Origin of the sequence: Vagococcus vulneris (assembly GCF_003950515.1) — a bacterium.
Lineage (GTDB): Bacteria > Bacillota > Bacilli > Lactobacillales > Vagococcaceae > Vagococcus > Vagococcus vulneris.
This window is the reverse complement of sequence record NZ_NGJS01000001.1, coordinates 59158-80814: the sequence shown is the minus strand read 5'-3', so window position 1 is coordinate 80814 and position 21657 is coordinate 59158. Positions and strand designations below refer to the sequence as shown.

Annotated in this window: 15 protein-coding genes; all 15 read right to left on the bottom strand. The window is 35.3% G+C overall.

Translation table 11 applies throughout. From position 1 onward, the window contains the following. Nucleotides 1-24: 24 nt before the first annotated feature. A complete protein-coding gene (locus CBF37_RS00380) occupies nucleotides 25-1053 on the bottom strand; it encodes a diacylglycerol kinase (protein WP_125982829.1) in 1029 nt (342 codons plus the stop codon). Nucleotides 1054-1076: 23 nt separating this feature from the next. Then, nucleotides 1077-2507: an Asp-tRNA(Asn)/Glu-tRNA(Gln) amidotransferase subunit GatB gene (gatB, locus tag CBF37_RS00375; RefSeq protein ID WP_125982828.1), complete on the bottom strand. Its 1431-nt coding sequence runs from the start codon at nucleotides 2505-2507 to the stop codon at nucleotides 1077-1079. Next, complete coding sequence (gene gatA / locus CBF37_RS00370) at nucleotides 2507-3976, bottom strand: Asp-tRNA(Asn)/Glu-tRNA(Gln) amidotransferase subunit GatA (protein WP_125982827.1); 1470 nt, start codon at nucleotides 3974-3976, stop codon at nucleotides 2507-2509. The genes gatB and gatA overlap by 1 nt, the downstream gene beginning before the upstream one ends. Beyond that, nucleotides 3976-4281, bottom strand: a complete 306-nt coding sequence (gatC, locus tag CBF37_RS00365) for an Asp-tRNA(Asn)/Glu-tRNA(Gln) amidotransferase subunit GatC (protein ID WP_125982826.1) — start codon at nucleotides 4279-4281, stop codon at nucleotides 3976-3978. The genes gatA and gatC overlap by 1 nt, the downstream gene beginning before the upstream one ends. Nucleotides 4282-4326: 45 nt before the next feature. Next, entirely contained in the window at nucleotides 4327-6348 is a 2022-nt protein-coding gene (ligA, locus tag CBF37_RS00360; RefSeq protein ID WP_125982825.1) for an NAD-dependent DNA ligase LigA, read from the bottom strand. Nucleotides 6349-6360: 12 nt separating this feature from the next. Continuing rightward, nucleotides 6361-8607: a DNA helicase PcrA gene (gene pcrA / locus CBF37_RS00355; protein WP_125982824.1), complete on the bottom strand. Its 2247-nt coding sequence runs from the start codon at nucleotides 8605-8607 to the stop codon at nucleotides 6361-6363. A 132-nt stretch (nucleotides 8608-8739) separates the two neighbouring features. Beyond that, the gene (gene rpoD, locus CBF37_RS00350) at nucleotides 8740-9891 is read right to left on the bottom strand and encodes an RNA polymerase sigma factor RpoD (protein ID WP_125982823.1); all 1152 of its coding nucleotides are present in this window, start codon (nucleotides 9889-9891) and stop codon (nucleotides 8740-8742) included. Nucleotides 9892-9903: 12 nt separating this feature from the next. Further along, nucleotides 9904-11739, bottom strand: a complete 1836-nt coding sequence (gene dnaG / locus CBF37_RS00345; protein ID WP_125982822.1) for a DNA primase — start codon at nucleotides 11737-11739, stop codon at nucleotides 9904-9906. 117 nt (nucleotides 11740-11856) lie between these two features. After that, a complete protein-coding gene (locus CBF37_RS00340) occupies nucleotides 11857-14193 on the bottom strand; it encodes a cation-translocating P-type ATPase (RefSeq protein WP_125982821.1) in 2337 nt (778 codons plus the stop codon). A gap of 151 nt (nucleotides 14194-14344) precedes the next feature. Next, nucleotides 14345-15229 (bottom strand): ATP-binding cassette domain-containing protein, encoded by an 885-nt coding sequence (locus CBF37_RS00335; protein ID WP_125982820.1) that lies wholly within the window; start codon nucleotides 15227-15229, stop codon nucleotides 14345-14347. 2 nt (nucleotides 15230-15231) lie between these two features. Beyond that, entirely contained in the window at nucleotides 15232-16404 is a 1173-nt protein-coding gene (locus CBF37_RS00330; RefSeq protein ID WP_125982819.1) for a hypothetical protein, read from the bottom strand. Then, complete coding sequence (locus CBF37_RS00325; RefSeq protein WP_125982818.1) at nucleotides 16401-17483, bottom strand: ABC transporter permease subunit; 1083 nt, start codon at nucleotides 17481-17483, stop codon at nucleotides 16401-16403. The genes CBF37_RS00330 and CBF37_RS00325 overlap by 4 nt, the downstream gene beginning before the upstream one ends. Before the next feature lie 241 nt (nucleotides 17484-17724). Continuing rightward, nucleotides 17725-17928: a hypothetical protein gene (locus tag CBF37_RS00320; RefSeq protein ID WP_165866586.1), complete on the bottom strand. Its 204-nt coding sequence runs from the start codon at nucleotides 17926-17928 to the stop codon at nucleotides 17725-17727. A gap of 380 nt (nucleotides 17929-18308) precedes the next feature. After that, entirely contained in the window at nucleotides 18309-19466 is a 1158-nt protein-coding gene (locus tag CBF37_RS00315; protein ID WP_125982816.1) for a PASTA domain-containing protein, read from the bottom strand. A gap of 117 nt (nucleotides 19467-19583) precedes the next feature. Then, nucleotides 19584-21656: a glycine--tRNA ligase subunit beta gene (gene glyS / locus CBF37_RS00310; RefSeq protein ID WP_125982815.1), complete on the bottom strand. Its 2073-nt coding sequence runs from the start codon at nucleotides 21654-21656 to the stop codon at nucleotides 19584-19586. Nucleotide 21657: the final 1 nt, after the last annotated feature.

The following is a 21657-nucleotide window of genomic DNA, read 5'->3' as shown; positions in this document are numbered from 1 at the left end:
CCCATAAAAAATAAAGACAAAGCACTACGCCTTGTCTCCTTTACTAACTTCACCATCACCATCTATATCTTCATTTGTCAACATCTCAACTTGTTGTATAAATTTATCTGAAGCATCTTCTAATTCATCTTCTTCAACCGAGTAAGGTAGATCATCTAAATTTGCATAGAATTCAATATGTTGTTTTAAATTAATAAAAGTCATGGGAACATCGCCACCATATTCACCATCTAAGTTAATCATCATCTTGAAATCTTTATCAATTGTTTCTGCATGAAGTTTTGATGTTTTAATATATTCAAGTTTAGGATCATTTATATGCTTACCACCATTAATCATTAATGCTACTAAACGCATAATTTCCAAAATATTAGCTGTTTTAACAATAATCAATGAAAACATGCCATCATTCAATTGCGCATCAGGTGATATTTTTTCAAAACCGCCAATTGAATTGGTCAAACCAAGGAAAAACATAGATGCCTCTCCTTCATACACACCACCATCATAAGTTAAGCGAACATTTATCGGTTTAATACGCGGAAGCATCTCAGCTCCCTTAACTAAATATGCTAAGTAACCAAAAACACTTTTTAAATGTGATGGTACTTCATATGTTAATTCGGTCAGATGACCAGCTGCAGCTATATTCATAAAATAAGTATCTTCTGCTTTACCAATATCTGTCTTTATGGTTTGATTTTTTAAAATAACTTCAGCCGCACTAATCATATTATCTCGAGGAACATGTAAAGCACGGGCAAAATCATTAGTAGTCCCAGCCGGAATAATCGCCATCTTAGGTCGCTTTTCAAGTGGTGCGATACCATTAATAACTTCATTAATAGTCCCGTCACCACCAGCAGCTACTAATAAATCAAAACCTGCCTTAGCGGCTCTCTCTGCTTCTTTTTTCGCAGAGAGCGGTTCTGGTGTTGTGGGAAAGGCGCTGGCCTCATAGCCAGCCTGTTCCATAATCGAGAGAATGTCAGCAACATTTTTCTTGATTTGTTCCTTTCCTGATGTCGGATTGTATATTAGTCGAGCTCTCATTGTCTCCTCCTAACTTAAGAACCTTATCTTTTTGAAAGTTCTTGATTCAATAATTGGTTAACGATTCCTGGATTTGCTTGCCCTTTAGTGGCTTTCATCGTTTGTCCGACAAGGAAACCTACCGCACGGTCCTTACCATTCTTGAAATCTTCAACTGATTGTGCATTATTATCTAAAATATCATTGATGATCGGCAGTAATTGTGCTGGATCAGATAGTTGAACTAATCCTTTTGCCTCAACAACTTCTTTAGCAGAACCACCATTAGTAATTAATTCACGGAAGACTTTTTTCGCAATTTTCGAGCTAATTGTTCCATCAGCAATTAATTTAATCATACCAGCTAAATTATCAGGTGTTAATTTTGTTTCTTCCAACTCAAGTTTTTCACTATTTAAATATGCCGATACTTCACCCATTAACCAGTTAGATGCTTGCTTTGCGTCAGCTCCATTTTGTAATGTCGCATCGAAGAAATCAGACATTTCACGTGACAAAGTTAAAACCATTGCATCATAATCTGGCAAGCCTAATTCTTGTGTGTAGCGGATACGTCTTTCTGCTGGTAATTCGGGCAGACTAGCTCTGACTGACTCTACCCACTCATCAGAAATTTCAAAACGAGGTAAATCAGGTTCAGGGAAATAACGATAATCAGCAGACCCTTCTTTAACACGCATAAGCAATGTTTTCTTTGTTGCTTCATCATATCGTCTAGTTTCTTGTTGAATCACTCCACCCGAAAGCAATACACGAGCTTGTCTTTTCTCCTCATGAGCTAATCCTAGTTTCACGAAACTCAAAGAATTCAAGTTTTTTAGTTCTGTCTTAGTACCGAATTCTTCTTGACCATAAGGACGTAAGGAGATATTAGCATCACAGCGCATTGATCCTTCTTCCATCTTTACATCACTGACTCCAGTAAATTGAATAATCGAACGAACTGCTTCCAAATATGCGTAGGCTTCTTCAGGTGAACGCATATCTGCTTCTGATACTATCTCAATTAATGGGGTTCCTTGACGGTTTAAATCGACATATGAATACCCACCCGTTCCGTGAATATTCTTACCAGCATCTTCTTCTAAGTGAACACGCTCGATACGAATTTTTTTCTTTTTGCCTTCGACTTCAATTTCCACCCAACCGTCATGTCCAATCGGCTCATCGAATTGAGAAATTTGATATGCTTTAGGATTATCTGGGTAAAAATAATTTTTACGGTCAAAATGTGTTTCTTGAGATATATGACAGTTCAATGCTAATGCGGCCTTCATACCAAACTCCATTGCTTGTTTGTTCATCACAGGTAAAACACCCGGCATGCTGAAATCAACCACGTTTGTATTCGTATTTGGTTCTGCACCAAAGTGAGCCGCAGAAGATGAGAAAATTTTAGATTCTGTTTTCAACTCAACGTGGACCTCTAAACCAATAACTGTTTCAAAATTCATTATGCGTTACCCCCTAAAATAACTGGCTTCATTTTATGAAACTCAGTTGCTTGCTCAAATACATAAGCAGCTTGATACATCGTTTCTTCTTGGAAATAATTCCCGATTAATTGAAGTCCCACTGGTAAGCCCTCTGAAAAACCACAAGGTATACTCATACCTGGCAAGCCAGCTAGGTTTACAGGAATCGTTAAAATATCACGCATATAAGCAGTCACTGGATCATCAGCATCTGAACCAAAATCATAAGCAACAGTTGGCGACACAGGACCTAATATTAAATCTACATCTTTAAATGCTTTTTTAAAGTCGTTGATAATCAATGTTCTGACTTGTCCAGCTTTTTTAAAATAAGCATCATAATAACCAGAGCTTAATGAGAAAGATCCCAACATTATACGACGTTTTACTTCCTCGCCAAAACCTTCAGAACGAGAATTCACATAAACATCATCTAAGTTTTTAATATTTTCAGAACGGAATCCATAACGAATACCGTCAAAACGCTGTAAGTTTGATGAAGCTTCAGAAGAAGCAATAATATAATAGACTTCAACGCCGTATTTTGAGTATGGTAAACTGATTTCTTTAATCGTTGCACCCATTGCTTCAAATGTTTTAGCTGCTTTTTCAACTGCTTTTTTTACTTCTGGTTGTACCCCTTCACCCATAAATTCTTTAGGCAAACCAATTGTCATACCTTTGACGTCTTTTCCGATTTGACTGGTAAAGTCCGGTATCGCATGCCTAGCAGAAGTGCTGTCTCTAACATCATGACCTGCTATTTGGTTTAATATAAGAGCGTTATCTTCTACTGTTCGTGTCATAGGTCCAATTTGATCTAAACTCGATGCAAAAGCAATTAATCCGAAACGTGACACTCTTCCATATGTTGGTTTCATACCAACAATACCATTAAATGAAGCTGGCTGACGAATACTTCCTCCAGTATCGCTTCCTAGAGAAGCAGGGATTTGACCAGATGCAACAGCTGCAGCAGATCCACCAGATGAACCTCCGGGAACTTTATCAGCATTCCATGCATTTTTTGTTTTTTTGAAATATGATGTTTCAGTTGATGATCCCATAGCAAATTCATCCATATTTAATTTACCAACTGGTACTAATCCACCTTCGTATAATTTTGACATGACTGCGGCATCATAGACAGGATCAAAGTTATACAACATTTTGCTAGCTGCAGTGGTGCGCAAGCCCTTCGTTACAATATTATCTTTAATACCAATCGGAATACCGGCTAATGGTGATTCTACAGATATACCTTCAATATCCAATCCTTTAGCAATTTCCATTGCTTTTTCTTCATTCAATGTTATAAAAGCATCGATATTATTCTCTGTCGCCTTGATTCTTGAAAAAGAATCAGCAACTACTTCTGCCACTGATACGTCTTTGGCTTGAATCTTTTGAGCTAATTCTTTAACTGATAATTTATATAAATCTGTCATTATGCCCCAACCTCTCCGTTATCAATAATCGCAGGAACCTTAATAAAACCATCTTCTGTTTCAGGAACGTTTTTAAGCAATTCTTCACGAGATTCACCTGGCAAAGCGATATCTTCACGTAAAATTGAGATTTCTTCTGTCACGTTAGAAGTGAAAGGTACGCCCTCTGTATCAACATTTTCTAATGTTTCTACCATGTTTATAATTTTTCCCATTTGTTCAGTATACATTTCTAAATCATTTTCTGAAAATGTTAATTTAGATAATTGAGCAACTTTTTGTATTTCATCTTTTGTAATCGACATTACTTAACCACTCCTTCATTTTTATAACAGTACATACCTTCTATTTTATTCAACTTTCGAACTATTTTCAATGGCTGAAATCATTTGTTTTTCGTTCCAGACTAAAACGCCTAAACTATGGGCTTTTTCTAGCTTACTGCCGGCATCTTCACCAGCCACGACGATATCTGTTTTTTTCGACACACTTCCGGTTACCTTGCCACCTAAAGACTCGATTTTTTCTTTCGCATCGTTTCGATTATAATCCACTAGTTTACCAGTCAAAACAATTGTTTTCCCCTTAAAAGGGGAATCAATACTTTGGACATCTTCACTTGTCTGGCCTAAATACCTTAAATTAATACCGGCGCTGCGTAATTCATTAATGATTTCTTTTGCTTCATCTTTTTCAAAATATTTTTCAATACTATCAGCAATTACCGGACCAATTGAATCGATACTACTGATTTCGTCTTTTGAGGCGTTCATGATGGCTTCAATACTTAAAAAATGTTCTGAAATTAATTTAGCTGCTTTGGCTCCGACATGTTGAATCCCTAAACCGAATAATAATCTTTCCAGAGAATTTTCCTTACTTGAACTAATTGCCGATAAAAGATTATTAGCCGACTTATCTTTTACTTTATCTAACGTTAATAGTTGATCATAAGTCAAATAGTATAGATCTGCCACATTCTTAATTAAAGAAAGATCGTACATTTGCTCTAATAATCTTGGACCTAACCCATCAATATTCATTGCATTGCGTGAAACAAAGTGGTTTAGGCCTTCTTTGATTTGTGCTGGACACATTGGATTCATACAACGTAAAGCGACCTCAGACTCAATCTTCTCGAGTTCCGAATAACAAACTGGACAACGGGTAAGTATTTGGTAAGGTTGGCTTTCAGCATGACGTTTATCAAAAAGTACACGTGTCACTTCAGGTATAATATCTCCCGCCTTATGAATCATAACGTGGTCTAACAACCGGATATCCTTTTTTTCAATCAAATCTGTATTATGCAGACTGGCACGAGACACCGTGGTTCCAGCCAGCCTCACAGGATTCATAATGGCCGTAGGGGTTACAACTCCAGTGCGTCCAACCGTCCATTCAATGTCACGAATAACAGTTTCTGCTTCTTCTGCTGGAAATTTATAGGCAATCGCCCATTTTGGTGCTTTCACAGTATAACCGATTTCCTCTTGGGCTCTAAAGTCATTTACTTTAACGACGATACCGTCAATTTCATAATCCAACAAATGTCTGCGATCACGGAAAGCTTCGATATAATCCCATACTTCTTCAATCGTTTCACAAAGCTGTCTTTCGTGATTCGTTTTAAGACCTAATTCATCTAATTCATCAAGGGCACCGCTCTGCGTTGTGGCTCTAAAAAGTTCTGGCGTTGCCACTGTGTATATAAATGTACTCAAATTTCTTTTTGCCGTTATTTTAGAATCCAGCTGGCGTAAACTTCCGGCTGCCGCATTTCTCGGATTTGCAAAAACATTTTCCCCTTGAATATCACGTTCTTCATTTAATGCGATAAAAGATTTTTTTGGCATATAACACTCACCGCGAATTTCAACAGATAGCGGATGTGATAATTTCATTGGAATTGACTTTACAGTTTTTAAGTTATGTGTAATATCTTCTCCAACTATTCCATTTCCACGTGTGGCGCCTTGAACGAATTGTCCATTTTCATATCTTAAATTAATAGCTAAACCATCGATTTTAAGTTCAACCATGTAGTTTATTGGTAAATTGGTTAATTTTTTAATCCGTTTATCAAACGCGACTAAATCATCTTTATTAAATGCATTGCTTAGACTAAGCATCGGAACACGGTGTTCAACTTTTGAAAATTCTGCTGAAACGTCTCCACCAACCTGCTGAGTTATTGAATCTGGAGAAATCAAATCAGGATATTCAGTTTCTAATTCAACTAGTTCATGATATGTCTTATCATATTCACTATCAGTTGCTTTAGGCGCGTCCTGTTCATAGTACTCTACTGCCCATCTCTTCAACTGTTCATTTAAAATTGCCATTTTATTCAATATATCTTGCTTTTGCATGTCACTACTCCCCTAAACCTTTTTGATTGGTGCAAAAGCTGCCAACAGACGTTTAATCCCTTGAGAAGGAAATGCGATATCTAATTCTGTATCTTTCGCATCTCCGGAAACTTTAACAACTGTTCCAACTCCCCAAATTTTATGCTCAGCTTTATCGCCAGCCTGCCAACTATCTTTTTCGCCGCCTGTTTGCTGCTTAGCTGACACCATACTCTTTTCTGGTTGAATATAGTCCGAGCGTCTGCCTGATGATGAAACTGCTCTATTCGACATCTGTACAGCAGGACGTTGTACGCCCTGACGCTCTAAAACATCATCATCGATTTCTTCAAGAAAGCGTGACGGCCGATTATATTGTGTCCGTCCATATAGTGTTCGACTTGATGCATTTGTTAAGTACAACTGCTCTTCAGCACGTGTAATCCCTACATATGCAAGTCGTCGTTCTTCTTCCATCTCAGACTCTTCAGTCATTGCTCTGGATAAAGGAAAAATTCCATCTTCCATACCAATAAGAAAAACAAAAGGAAACTCTAAACCTTTAGCCGCATGTAACGTCATTAGTGTAACTTGTCCATTTTCTTCTTCAAGATTATCCAGATCCGATACCAATGCCAGATCATTTAAGAAAAGAGTCAATTTATTATTTCCTTCATTTTCCTCAGTATCAAATTCATCATTATCAAATTTTTTGTCAAATTCACGCGTTACTGTTAAAAATTCTTCTAAGTTTTCAATTCGCGAATGAGACTCTAACGTATTTTGATTTTTCAAGTCTTCAAGATAATCACTTTTTTCAAGGACTTGTTCTACTAATTCTGTTACAGATAGAAACTCTATCATTTTACTAAGATCCTCTATCATAGCCCCGAATCCAGCTAATGATAAACGCGCCTTTCCGCCAATATTAGACAATTCGACATTAATCGCACTATGCAATAATGACCAATTATGAATTGCCGAAAAATCACGTAATTTTTCTACAGTTCCTACTCCAATACCTCGTTTGGGAACATTAACAATTCGTTCAAAACTGAGTGAATCCATCTCATTAGCAATCACTTTTAAATATGCTAAAATATCTTTAATTTCTTTTCTGTCGTAGAACTTATGTCCACCGACCATTTTGTAGGGAATATTCGATTTCAGCAATGTTTCCTCAATAATTCGACTCATCGCATTAGTTCGGTATAATACACACATATCACCATACTGTCTCTTGTTTTCACGAACCAGCTGCTGAATACTTGAAACAATAAACTGACCTTCCATTCTTTCTGTATCTGCACGATAATAGATAATCTTGTTGCCTTCATCATTATTCGTCCACAGATTTTTTTTACGTCGGTCAGTATTATTATCAATCACACTATTCGCAGCTGCTAAAATATTCTTTGTTGATCGATAATTCTGTTCCAAAAGGATGACTTTCGCATCGGGATAGTCTTTTTCAAAGTTTAATATATTTTGCATATCAGCACCGCGCCAACCATAAATACTTTGATCAGCATCGCCTACCACACATAAGTTTTTAAAACGATTAGATAACAATTTAACTAAAGTGTATTGTGCATGATTTGTATCTTGGTACTCATCGACATGAATATATTGAAATTTAGTCTGATAATACGCTAGTGTTTCCGGACTTTTCTGAAACAGCTTAATAGTCAGCATAATTAAATCATCAAAATCCATCGACTCATTGTGTCGAAGTTCTTTTTGATAGCGTACATAGCATTTTGCAACAATATCTTCATAATATCCCGAGTATCGTTCTTCGTAATCTGTCGGTGTTAAAAGCTCATTCTTTACATTGCTGATTGTCCCTAAAATACTGCGTGGATCATGTTTTTTTGGATCAATATTTTCTTCTTTCAATATTCGTTTTATCAAAGTTAATTGGTCAGAACTGTCCAAAATTGTGAAGTTGCGACTATAGCCTATAATATCAATGTCTCGACGAAGCATTCTGACACACATTGAGTGAAAAGTAGATACCCAAACATCCTCACCCTCTTGCCCCATAATTCGGCAAACACGTTCTTTCATTTCTTTTGCTGCCTTATTAGTAAACGTAATCGCTAGAATACTCCAAGGATTTACATCTTTTTCTTCTATTAGGTAAGCTATTCGATGAGTCAATACTCTCGTCTTCCCACTACCTGCACCTGCCATAATTAGTAAAGGGCCGTTTGTTGTTAAAACAGCTTCTTGCTGTTTTGGATTCAACCCTGAAATTAATTTATGCTGATTCGACATAAATGCGAACACCCTTTCTTATTCAATCTTTATTATTATAGCAAAATTCTTGCTATATTTATATTACTTACAAACGAAAAACTAAAAAAATCCCTTTAAAAGATATTCTTTCAAAGGGACTTGACGTTATTTTTATTCTAAAAAATCTTTTAGCTGCTTAGAACGTGAAGGGTGGCGTAATTTTCTTAAAGCTTTTGCTTCAATTTGACGAATACGTTCTCGAGTTACACCAAATACACGACCAACTTCTTCTAAAGTTCGAGTTCGCCCATCGTCTAAACCGAATCTCAAACGAAGAACATTTTCTTCACGATCAGTCAACGTGTCTAACACACTCTCCAACTGTTCTTTAAGCAACTCATATGCGGCATGATCCGCAGGACTTGTTGCTTCTTGATCTTCGATAAAATCGCCTAAATGCGAATCATCTTCTTCACCAATCGGTGTTTCCAATGACACTGGCTCTTGAGCAATTTTTAAAATTTCACGCACTTTTTCAGGTGGAAGATCCATTTCAGCTCCAATTTCTTCTGGTGTCGGTTCGCGTCCTAAGTCTTGTAATAGTTGGCGTTGAATTCGAATTAATTTATTAATCGTTTCTACCATATGAACTGGAATACGAATTGTTCTGGCTTGATCGGCAATGGCACGTGTGATAGCTTGGCGAATCCACCATGTCGCATAAGTTGAAAATTTAAAACCTTTTTCATGATCAAACTTTTCAACTGCTTTCATCAAGCCCATGTTACCTTCTTGAATTAAATCTAAAAATTGCATACCACGACCAACATAACGTTTTGCAATACTAACAACCAAACGTAAATTGGCTTCTGCCAATTCTTGTTTTGCTTCTGGATCGCCTTCCTTAATTCTAAGCGCCAACGCAACTTCTTCGTCAGCGTTCAGTAATGGTACTCGGCCAATTTCTTTTAAGTACATCCGAACAGGGTCATTTATTTTAACACCGGCTGGTGCTAGTAAATCTTCTTCTTCTTCTTTTTTAGTTGCTTTTGTTGCTTTTTTCGATTCTTTAGCTTCTTCAGTTTTTTTAACCACTCGCATACTATGTTCACTTGGTTCGCCGTTTTCATCGACGACGCTAATACCTGCATCCTCAACTTTTTGAATTAACGCATCCATTTGATCTGCATTTAATTCGTAAGGAGTAGCAATAGTATCCGTCAACTCATCATAAAACACTTGACCTTTGGCTTTATTTTGACGAATAAACGCCTCAACTGTTTTCTTGTAAGTTACTTGGTTATTTACTCCTTCAATACCCATAAAGAATGCCCCCTATATATTTTTCAACTGCTTTTGTAATTGAACGATTGCAATTGTTTTTTCAAATTCTAGATTCTTATCACCCATTTGCATGGCTTGACATTGTTCCTCTTTAGCTTGATTAATTTCTTCTTGGATTTTTGCCCGCTGAATGACAGCAAAACAATCCAGTAATTCCTGTTCCGTGCTTTCAGAACTAAAATCCTGCATAGAAATTTCAACTAATGTTTGTTTTAGTTCGTCTTCTTTTAAGTAATTTAAGATATCAGCAATCGGTGCTGACCCATACAGTCTGATATAGCTAGATACATGCGTAAAAAGTTCTTGATAACAATCATGAAAAAAAGAAAAATCCGTTTGATTCTGAAAAGAATTAAGCATGCTTTTCTCGTTTAATAATCGATAAATCAATAGCATTTCAGCTTTTTCAACAATATCAGCCTTATTTCTCTCAGGAATAGTCATAGTCATAGCAGGACGTGTTTCCACAGCATAGTGTTCTCGATTCGAATGACGATACTGTTTACGTTTGTTATTATAATCAAGCTGCAGTGATTCCTTGGCTATCCCAAATTCATTTGACAGACTACTTAAAATTAAATCAGACTCGATTATCGATGCATTTTTTACTATTTCATTCAGAGCTGATTCAATATAATTAAGTTTATCGACTTCGTTTGATAAATCCTTATCCTGTCTCAAATAATCTAATTTAAATTGTAAAATAGTCTGACGATGATTTTGAATCAACTCTTTTAAAGCAGACTCACCATACTTTTGTCGATAGTCATCGGGATCCATTTTATAAGGAATTGAGACTAACTGAAGAGACAACGCACTTTGACTAGTCAGCAAATCAATTGCCCGAATACCTGCTTCTACTCCGGCATTATCTCCGTCATAACAGATAACTGCATCCTCAGCCACACGGTCTAACATAGTCACTTGTTCAGTTGTTAAGCTAGTCCCCATCGAAGCAACGCCATTTTTGATACCCGAGTTCCAAGCCGCAATGACATCCATGAAGCCCTCAAACAATACAATTTCACTTTTTTTTCTAATACTTTGCCGCGCTTCACTAAAATGATATAGAACATGTCGCTTATTAAACAGTTCGGTTTCAGGGCTGTTTAGATACTTTGGCTGATCACTTAAGTCAAAGGCATCATCAGCTAGAATGCGACCTGAAAAACCAATTGTTTGACCTCTTTCATCAGTAATCGGAAACATAATTCGTTGATAGAAACGATCAAGCCAATCACCAGAATTTGTTTCAAAAAAGAGCCCACTTTTTGCCATGATTACATCAGGTATATGGTCATTTTGACAGACTTTAGAAAGTACTTGCCTTTCCATCGGAGCAAAACCGATTTTAAATTCTTTTATCGTCTGCTCATCCAATCCACGCTTCGACAAGTAATCTAACGCTTTCTCACCGATTTTTGTATTTAATAAAATATGATGATATAAATCTGCTGTGCGTTCATGTAATGAAATCAACTCACGCTTTTCACTAGAAACATGTGAAGTATCTTTAGTCGAAGATAAATCAAAATCAACATTGACATTCGATAAATCAGCAACTTTTGCAACAGATTCAGGAAAAGATAATCCTTCAATTTCTTGCATAAATGTAAAAACATTTCCGCCTTTTCCGCAGCCGAAACAATGAAAAATTTGTTTGTCCTCAGCCACAGAAAAAGATGGTGTCTTTTCGTCATGAAAAGGACATAGGCCTAAATAGTTCTTTCCAGACTTTTTCAATTGGACATACTGACCAATCACGTCAACAATATTGGTCTGATTACGGACTGATTCAATCACATTTTCAGGAATCAATTGAGCCAAACTCATCACTCCTATTTAAACAGTCAATAAAAGTCGCTCGAGATAATATCAAGAGCGACCATTTGACGTAATTCTACAAAATAAAGTATACCATATTTTGTTTTATTTGAAAATAAATTAAGCTATCTTTTGTCGATATTCTTTTCTTATTAAAACCCGATCTAAAATAATCTTACCAATAAAGGTAATAACAATCAAAATAATAAATGTCGGTACTAACGACATTGGCAACAGTTCAATTTCCAATAAGCCCTTAAACAGCATAGCAGCCACATATGTACCAATCACCGTAGTTCCTGCCAAGAAAATCCTCAGAGCATTGAACGGTAAACATGCTTTTACAACTGCCATCGAGCTTACTGCTATTAACATATAATACATTAATGTTGTTGTTTCTATTTGTGCCCATCCATTTAGATTTCCCATAATCATAATCGTGATTATGTTAAAAATTACCAATAACGCATTAGGCAGCGCGCGTCTTAATGCTGTTGGCAGAAATTTAGTCGTTACTTTTTCTTTAGAATTTTCAAATTGTAAGAAGAAAGCGGGATAACCCTCAATCGCCAAATCAAGTAAAGTAATTTGAATTGGAATAAAAGGAAATGCCATGGCCGTCAACATACAGATAACAGATAAAATCAGTGAATAAATTGTCTTAATAAAGAAGATACTGGCTACTTTTGTCACATTATTTACCACACGCCGACCTTCAAATAATACATTTGGAAGTGTAGTGAAATCAGAATTCAACAAGACTATATTTGCCAGCTGACGTGTTGCACTGTCACCCTCAGCCATAGCAATACTGCAGTCTGCTTCTTTCAATGCAAGCATATCATTGACACCATCACCAGTCATTGCAACTACATGACCTTGTTGTTTTAATTCTTCAACTAAAATTTTCTTTTGCTGCGGTGATACACGGCCAAACACTTTATATTCGTTAACCATTTTTTTCACTTCAACATCCGATGTTACTTTTGATAAGTCGATAAATGATTCATAATCATCAAGTCCCGCTCGACGTGCAACATTGGAAACTGTAACGGGATTATCACCGGAAATCACTTTGATATCTACACCTTCATCACGTAAGTAAGCCAATGTTTCATTGGCATTTTCACGAATTGGATCATCTATTGTTATTACAGCTAATGGTGATAACTCAGGCAGACCTGTTTCAGACAAATCTGTCGAATGACTGATACCAAGCATCAGAACTCGTAACCCTTCTTTTTGTGCAGCAACAACTTCTTCAGGAAGTTCCATGCTGCCAAATAACCTTTCAGGCGCACCCATTGCAACAGTTCCAAGATTGTCTAAAACCATAGCGCCCCATTTCCTATCAGAAGAGAACGGCACTACATTTGTGCTTGTATATTTTGTATCCGTTGGAAAGTACTCACGAATTGCATGCATTGTAATATTATTATCTGTCGATTGCGACATATAACTGCCCATAATCTCATCAATTTCATCTGCATACTCAACGTGCATCCCAATGACATTTTGAACGCGCATTTTACCTTCAGTAATTGTTCCAGTTTTATCTAAACAAATTACATCCACATGAGCCAACGTTTCTACAGAATACATATTCTGTACTAAAACCTGTTTCTTCGCCAACTTAGCAACTGCAGTAGCTAAAGCAATACTTATCAAAAGTACTAACCCTTTTGGCAACATACCTAAAAGAGCACCGGCTGAAGTGACTACGGAAGATTTAACATCAGAATCTCTTAAAAATAAAGCTTCACAAAATAGAATCACACCAATAGGCACAATGATATAACTCGTAAATTTTGATACTTTACGAATTGAAGATACTAATTCAGAGGTAATCGGCTTGTGAACTTTAGCTTCATCAGCAATTTTAGTTGCATAATTGTCTTTACCCACATGTATTACTTTTCCGTGACATTGACCACTTGAGACAAAACTTCCCGACAATAATTCACTATCAGTTTCTTTTCTAATGAGATCAGATTCACCAGTCAGCAACGATTCATTTGCCTCAACACGACCAGAAATGACAACCATATCAGACGGCACTTGTTCTCCAGTAGATAGCTTAACAACATCATCCAATACAATATCAGTTGATGCTATGTCCATCTCTTGACCATCACGGATAACAGTCACTTTTTCCTCATTGATTATTGATAACTTAGCGACTAAATTCCGTGCACGAATTTCCTGAATAATACCCATTGCACAATTCACGATAATAATAACCATGAAAAATAAATTACTGAATGCACCAACTAGTGCTAAACAAATGGCAATCGCTAAATTTAAAAAGTTGAATAATGTCATAACATTATCTTGAATAATTTCTTTATTTGTTTTGGCCACATTTTCCTCATAATTATTTTGTCGGCCAGCTGTCTTTCTCGACTCAACCTCTTTTAGAGACAGCCCTTGAATTTTATCTTCCATTTTCTTCCTCATCATTCCCTTATTTTAAAGTCTATCTAGTCTATTATATAGTGTCAGTTCGTTTAAATAAATAAAAACACTTCATATTTTAACAGAATCTTATCTTTCTGAAAAGTTTTAAAAATGCTAAAAAGGCCTGCCTAGTAACAGCACGCCTCTTTTATCAGTTCTGATTTTCGAATTTTATTTTATACGCATCTTGCAGTTCCATGTGTTGAATCGTATAAAGAATAATATCATACCGCTCACACTCTTCTAGTAGAAGCTTCCGATAGTCTGCATCAGTCACATCAATTAAAACGAACTGATCAATACGAAGCACACTAGATAAATCAACATTGAAAGCATGGGTATCAAAATCCTCTGTTGATAGTTTTAAGTAGATTGACTCATCTTGTCTTCGCTTATCTCTAAAAAGTTCTAATTGTGCATTGTCTATAAAAAAAATACGATCTGCATATTCTGATAAGTTTTCAAGCAAATGAGAAGCGATAATTATTGTCTTGCCTTCTTGCCTTTTCTCATCAATGAGTCCCGATATTAATTCAACATTGTTCGGATCTAACCCATTCATCACTTCATCCATCAACATTATTTCTGTGTCGCATGCTATTTGCATTGCAAAACATAATCGCTGTTTCATCCCTAAAGAATAGCTGCCGACCTTTTGATAGACATAATGACTCATATTAAGACGCTTTACCAATTGCTTTAAATCAATTCCTTTAGCTTTCCAAATACCGCGATACATTTTTAAATGACGCCATCCAGTTAATTCCGGGTACAAATCATTCTGATCCGGCATCATTGACACCAATCGATAAATTTTACGTCGAGAGTGTTGATTTTTATAAGTTAACGATTGCTTAAACTCAATCTGACCTTGTTTTAGAGACACTTGACCCATAATTGCATTTAATAAAGTGCTTTTGCCTGTACCGTTCGGTGCGACTAATCCCACCACTTCTCCTGGCGTAAATGTTTCCGAGACATTCGTGATGATTTTCTTACTACCATATCCAATTGTAATATCAGTTAATTTCAGCATCCTTAATCCTCCATTCGCACAATCGGTTTGCTATAAGCCGAAAGAATCAAAATAATAAATACACAACACGCTGTCACCGAAAGGACTTTGAGACCAGTCATCTGTAAATCAATTTTACTGACGAGGTACATACCTCGATAACCGCTCAAGACTTCGCCTACTCTAGTATAGGTAGTGGGCAACCAAGAAATATACGGGTGAATATCACCGTATCCAACACGATTATACAATAATTCTCCAAATGGTATAGTTAATAACACTAAAAGGGCCAACACATTGTTTTTAATAAATAAGTTTATAATGATACTCAGCATGATTAAAATAAATATCCATAAAAGAAGATACATCATCCCATATACTAAGAACTGTTTAATAGTAATAATAGCAGCAGAATTTTTATACAACATAACTTCGGGAAAATCTAGACTGCCAAAACCGTTTTGAAGCCCTATACCGATAAATCCAATTGATAAAGGAATACAACTTAATAGTACGCCAACAAAACAAACGAATCCCTTAATTATAATTCTTCTAACATTTGATATGGGCAGCAAACTGTAAATTGTTTTGTGTTCTCGATCTTTGGAAAGTAAATCCATAGATAAAAATAAAGTTGCTAACATTATAATTAAAGGGAGCCAATAGTTTAATGAGCGTACGATTGATTGAGCAGATGTCTTATCATTGATTTCATTTAATGTCACTGGACGATTATTTTGACTTATTTTAGATAATCTAAGTTCGTTAGAGTGACGACCAAAAGTTGCATCCAAATCAGCATAATAATTCCCGTAAATAAAATACTTTTTATTGATAAAATTAGGTTCAAGCTGATACCATTCAACAGTTGCTGCAGCATACTTTACATAATCCTTCTTGTTTAATGCATCTAATCTGGCTTTTTCTGCTTCCACAATCGGCGGCCAAGTATTCAGCACTTCCACAACCGATGGATGCATTAATTCCCGTGGTTCATCAGCTGGAATACTCTTTAAAAACTTATCTCTGACATCCACCCTAGCTTGTATCTCGTTTTTTGTAGATATTTCCTTGGATTCGTATTGCTTTTCTATACTCAACCAATAAAAAAGAGAAAATGCCAAAAGTATAATGTAAACAGCAATATTATTTTTGTTTGTAAAAAAATTTAAACATTCGCTTTTAAAGTAAGTCACCGATTGCTCCTCCTTCTGACAATATTTATCACCATAATTAAAAGTATCGTAAAAATCATTAGATAAGCAAAGCCTGTTAGTGGATTAATCATAGGCAGCATAAACCGGCCTTCAAATAATTTAGAGGGAACAAGGTAGTATCCAAAAAATAATGGTGAAAGTTTACCTGAGTCACCGATTAAGATAATGAAGAAGTATACTGCAAGTTCGATTAACAAAGTTAATGAAAAACTTTTACTTGTTTGATTTAGAAACACCGACAGAACAAACGTAAACAGGAACATAACTATTAAGTAGCTAATATATATAACTAACCATTGCCAATTATCAATAAGCGTAAATTTTAAAAAATGAACAATAGTTTTATAGGAAAAATCATTCGTATCATCGCCAAAAAAAGTAACGAGTAATAAGCTGATAGCGGTTGAACTCATTAAACCAAAAATAATTATGGTCATTTTACTTAGAAGCTTTCGGCTTGTTCTTTGCCAAAAACTATTTGGCTGAGTTTTAGTCAGACTTTTATGCTGTAATTCATCAGTAAGTGCTTTTGACGTCAAGACCGCGCAAATTGGAAACCAAATCAATCCAAAAATCAATAAACACGTTATTAAAAATGACGCTTGCGTCAGTGGTGTCACAACATATGGTGCATTATGTTTTACTAGATATTCAAACAATGCATTATTTTTCTGAACCTCATACAACGGTGGTTGAAAATCTTTAATCTCCAAGAAGTTCTTTGATTCTCGTGCAGTCAACTCTTTTTGGGCCAATTCATAAGAGACTTCTTTAAACTTTTCTGGCTGATTAAAAAGCATACTATTGTAACGGCGAGCTAAGAGTGATTCCTGTTCAGCTAAATTCTGATATATATCATCACCATATTTTACGTCTACTTTTTCAAATTGCATTAAAGCGATATCGACCTGTAATCTATCTGCGTTGCTTTGGCGATAAAACCCACCAAACCAATCTTTTGAAAATCCCGTAAAAATTATAATCGGAAGAATCAGACATATCGCAATATAAAGCCAATTCATCGGTTGTTTAAATTCCTTAATCCATTCATTCCTCACAAAGTCACCTCCATCAACAAAATAGGTTATTTTAGATTAGTATATCATTAAAAAATAATTAACAAAACATTATCTGAATGAATTATAAATAAAAAAACAACTGATGTTAAAATCAGTTGTTTTAAATAATTTATTGAAATGGTGTATAAAATAAAGTAACACCATAATACACATTTCCATTTATATAAACAGCAACTGCTCCTTCATCAAATTTCGCTTTCAACATATTCTCGTTATGACCCTAACTATCTTTCCAACCATTAAACATCCTGTCAGCGACGTATTCTTCATCGATTTCTTGATTTGTAGAATACCTCAAAATATTTTCACCCATCGTTTGATATTCAGACAAAGCGTATTCCTCAATAATTGTACTAAAACATTTATTCCCGGGACGAGGGTAACTGCGTTCACTTTCTAGTTCTTCCTCATGTACTCGTGTCAAATTTCTCAAATAATTTGTTATCTTAAATTATTGAAATCCTTAATCTAGGCGATATTGATTAATTTTGTTCATAACCAGATATGCTATTTAGATTAAAAAATTGATTGATTTTGAACCGACATTTCAACTCTTCATTTTTTTAGCCACGGAACTTGAAGCGGACACACCTCCAGCTATCTCTCCTGTCAAAAACATCTACAATTAATGACATAATACTAACGTTTTTAAATAAATTATACTTGCCTTATTATTTTTATAAACAACGTTCTTTATCAAATACAAACTATAGTTATTTTCGTTATTTTATTTACATAATAATTACATAGATGTCATATATTAAACAAAAAAGACTAAAAACACCTAGATTTCTCTAAATATTTTTAGTCACAAATAGATTGCTTTTGTGGTGGTGCATATCCTGTACTTATACCAAATGAAACCTGGTAGGTCATCGGTATATACTGATTGAAAGAACTCATCGCAATAATCGTACCTTTCAAAGCTGCTGAATCGATTGGATATGTTTTATAAGTAATTTTTACACCTTTACTTTCATAATCTTCGAATAAAAACTTTGCTATATCACCTTCTGGTTGACCAAAATAAGCCTTTAAAAATGGTTTGCCTAAAGAATAAACAACCGCAATATTTTCATTTATATTATCTTTATCAATTGATTCACCTTTATTTTTTGATTGTTTAATCAATTTACCATAAGGTACAGATTCCGAGTACTCCTCTTTAACTGTTATATTAAAGGGAAATTTACGTTCTTTAACATCATTTAAAGACCATTGTTCAAAATCAGGCATAAGCACTGTATCAGACTTTTTTGAGACAGTCACCGTTAAAACCGTATCTTTAGCAATAAAGTCTTCTGGTTTAGCAGATTGAGTAATAACTTTGTTTTCATCAACTGTTGATTCTACCGACTGAATGATTAATTGAATCTTATTTTCCTCTGCCCATTTTTTTACATCCTCAAGTGGTTTTTTATTAAAATCAGGCACCCTGACTAAATTTGCATCTTTCTTATCTTTTGAGTTAACAAAAACTGTTAATCCGTCACGATTTGAGCCTAATTCTTGATCTAAAATAACATTATCTGAACTAGTAGTATCTTTTACTTCTTTTACTGTCAAAGGAATTCTTTTTTCATTTGCCCATTTTTCTGCTGCTCCTATATGCTTATCTGTAAAATCAGGTGCTGCAACATTTTTCTTGCCAAAACTCATAAACAAAGCGAACACTGCGACAGATAATAAAAGAACAATAATCATTACAGGTATCATCCGTTTATAATTAATCGGTTTGGACGCCGATTGTTTAGCATAAACATCACGACGACGTTTTCTTTTGACACGTTTAATCAATTGACCTTGGTCATTTACATAAAAGTAAGGCTGATTTGATCCGTTGTTTTTTCCGTGCGTTCCCGTGTTTGATAAATACTTATCAGTATGCTGACGTTTTTTTCTTTTTTTACGTCTTCTTTTTTTAGGTATATCCATTTGATTTAATTCATTTTTAGAAGTCAACTTATTCGCCTCCTCTCACCAAAATATCCATACTAATGATACCATTTTTTGGAGCAACTCTCTATAGAAAAAAAGAGCCCTGCCAATATATTAAAAATATCAGCAAGGTTTCATCACTTATTTTGTAACTAACTCTTCTAATTTAGCAATTGATGTTGTTAATTTAGCTAATTGAGATAACTGATTTAGACGATTTTTCTTCACTGCTTCGTCATCAGTCATAACCATTGTATCTTCAAAATAGGCTTCAATTAATGGAGTTAATTCTTGCAGACGATCAAAACGTTGTTTCAGCGTTAGAATTTCTTGATCTTCTCTAATTTTCTCAATAGCATCATGTAATTTCTGTTCGGCATCATTGTCAAATAAGCTTTCATTGACAATAAAATCAGTTTCTGGATTTTTTGAGGCCAAATTTAACACACGTGTCAATGCCTCGATCGCAGCTTTAAATTGAGGTTGTTCAGCTTTTTCTTTCAACATATTTGCCGCGTCAAACATAACCGTTACATCATCTTGGTCGCTATTAATAATAGAATCAATGATATCATGTCTGATTTTTTTAGATAATAACCATTGTTTAACACGTGATTTAATAAATTTACTGATATCTTCTGAATTATTTGTTAATTTAATTCCGTAGAGTTCGGTATTGTCATTAATCAGCTGATAAATATCAGCTTCAACTGCCTCGATTGGAAATGCCCAACGTTTATTATCTAAAATACGAATAATACCGTATGCTTGGCGACGTAATGCATACGGATCATTCGATCCTTTAGGTACAAGGCCAACAGCAAAAAATGTTAACAAACTATCTAATTTGTCAGAAATCGCTAAAACTGAACCAATGTCAGAAACCGGTAATTCACTATCACTTGAATTAGGCAGATAATGTTCACGTATTGCTTGAGCAACTGTCGGTTTTTCACCATGAATCAATGCGTACTTCTCACCAATTATTCCTTGAAGTTCAGGAAATTCATTTACCATGTTTGTCATCAAGTCAAACTTATAAATAGCACTTGCACGTGCCAAATCATCTAATTCTTCTTGCTTTAATCCAACTTGTTCACCAATATAGCGGCTGATTGCGGCAACTCGTTGCATTTTCTCATAAATTGAACCGATTTTAACATGAAAAGTTACATTTTTTAATTTTTCAACACATGTTTCGATACTTAATTTTAAATCTTCGTTATAGAAGAATTCAGCATCTTCCAATCTTGCCCGAAGTACTTTCTCATTACCTCGTGCAACATTATCAATATAGTCTGCATTTCCATTTCTAACCGAAACGAAATGATTTTGCAAGTTATTCTCTTTATCTAATACTTCAAAGTATCGTTGATGCTCTTTCATCGAAGTTATTAAAACTTCTGAAGGAATAACTAGATATTTTTCATCAAAATTGCCAACAAATGCTGTCGGATATTCGACAATATTATTTACTTCTTCTAATAATTCACCGTCCAAAGGAATAACCCAACCATTTTCTTTTTCAATAGTACCGATTTGCTGAATGATTAGGCTTTTACGTTGTGAAGGGTCTACAAGGACAAATTGTTCCTTCAGAGCTTGTTCATAGCTGGCAGCATTTTTAATAACTGTGTCTTGACCAAGAAAACGATGACCGCGGCTCTGATTTCCGCTAGCTACATCGAAAACTGTCACTGGAATGTCTTTATCATCAAGTAATGAAACGATCCAGTGAACTGGTCGAATAAATTTAAAATTGTAGTTTGCCCAATGCATTGAAACGGGAAACGTCATTGCTGAAACAACTTCAGCAATATTCGGCAGAATGTCTTCAGCTAGTTTGCCGACCTCATGTCTATTCGCATAAACATATTCCACCCCTTTTAGTTCTTCAAAAAACAAGGCATCTGGACTAACTCCTTGTCCCTTGGCAAAGCCCATTGCAGCTTTTGACCAGTTTCCATCATTATCTAAAGCAATCTTCTTAGCTGGTCCTTTTGATTTTTCAGAAATATCATCTTGTTTTTCAGCTAAACCATTTACTCTTATTGCCAAACGTCGAGGTGTTGAAAAAGAGTCCATTGATTCATAGGACAAACGGTTTTCACTTAGAAAGTTGTCAACACGTTCAGCTAATTGATTCATGCTTGGAGTAACTAAATGAGCCGGAATTTCTTCTAACCCTAATTCTAATAAATACTGTCTTGACATA

Coding starts and splice junctions, on each gene's coding strand:
- CBF37_RS00380 (WP_125982829.1), bottom strand. CDS start 1,053: ATGAGAGCTCGACTAATATACAATCCGACATCAGGAAAGGAACAAATC.
- gatA (WP_125982827.1), bottom strand. CDS start 3,976: ATGACAGATTTATATAAATTATCAGTTAAAGAATTAGCTCAAAAGATT.
- ligA (WP_125982825.1), bottom strand. CDS start 6,348: ATGCAAAAGCAAGATATATTGAATAAAATGGCAATTTTAAATGAACAG.
- gatC (WP_125982826.1), bottom strand. CDS start 4,281: ATGTCGATTACAAAAGATGAAATACAAAAAGTTGCTCAATTATCTAAA.
- rpoD (WP_125982823.1), bottom strand. CDS start 9,891: ATGGGTATTGAAGGAGTAAATAACCAAGTAACTTACAAGAAAACAGTT.
- gatB (WP_125982828.1), bottom strand. CDS start 2,507: ATGAATTTTGAAACAGTTATTGGTTTAGAGGTCCACGTTGAGTTGAAA.
- pcrA (WP_125982824.1), bottom strand. CDS start 8,607: ATGTCGAATCAGCATAAATTAATTTCAGGGTTGAATCCAAAACAGCAA.
- CBF37_RS00340 (WP_125982821.1), bottom strand. CDS start 14,193: ATGAGGAAGAAAATGGAAGATAAAATTCAAGGGCTGTCTCTAAAAGAG.
- CBF37_RS00335 (WP_125982820.1), bottom strand. CDS start 15,229: ATGCTGAAATTAACTGATATTACAATTGGATATGGTAGTAAGAAAATC.
- glyS (WP_125982815.1), bottom strand. CDS start 21,656: ATGTCAAGACAGTATTTATTAGAATTAGGGTTAGAAGAAATTCCGGCT.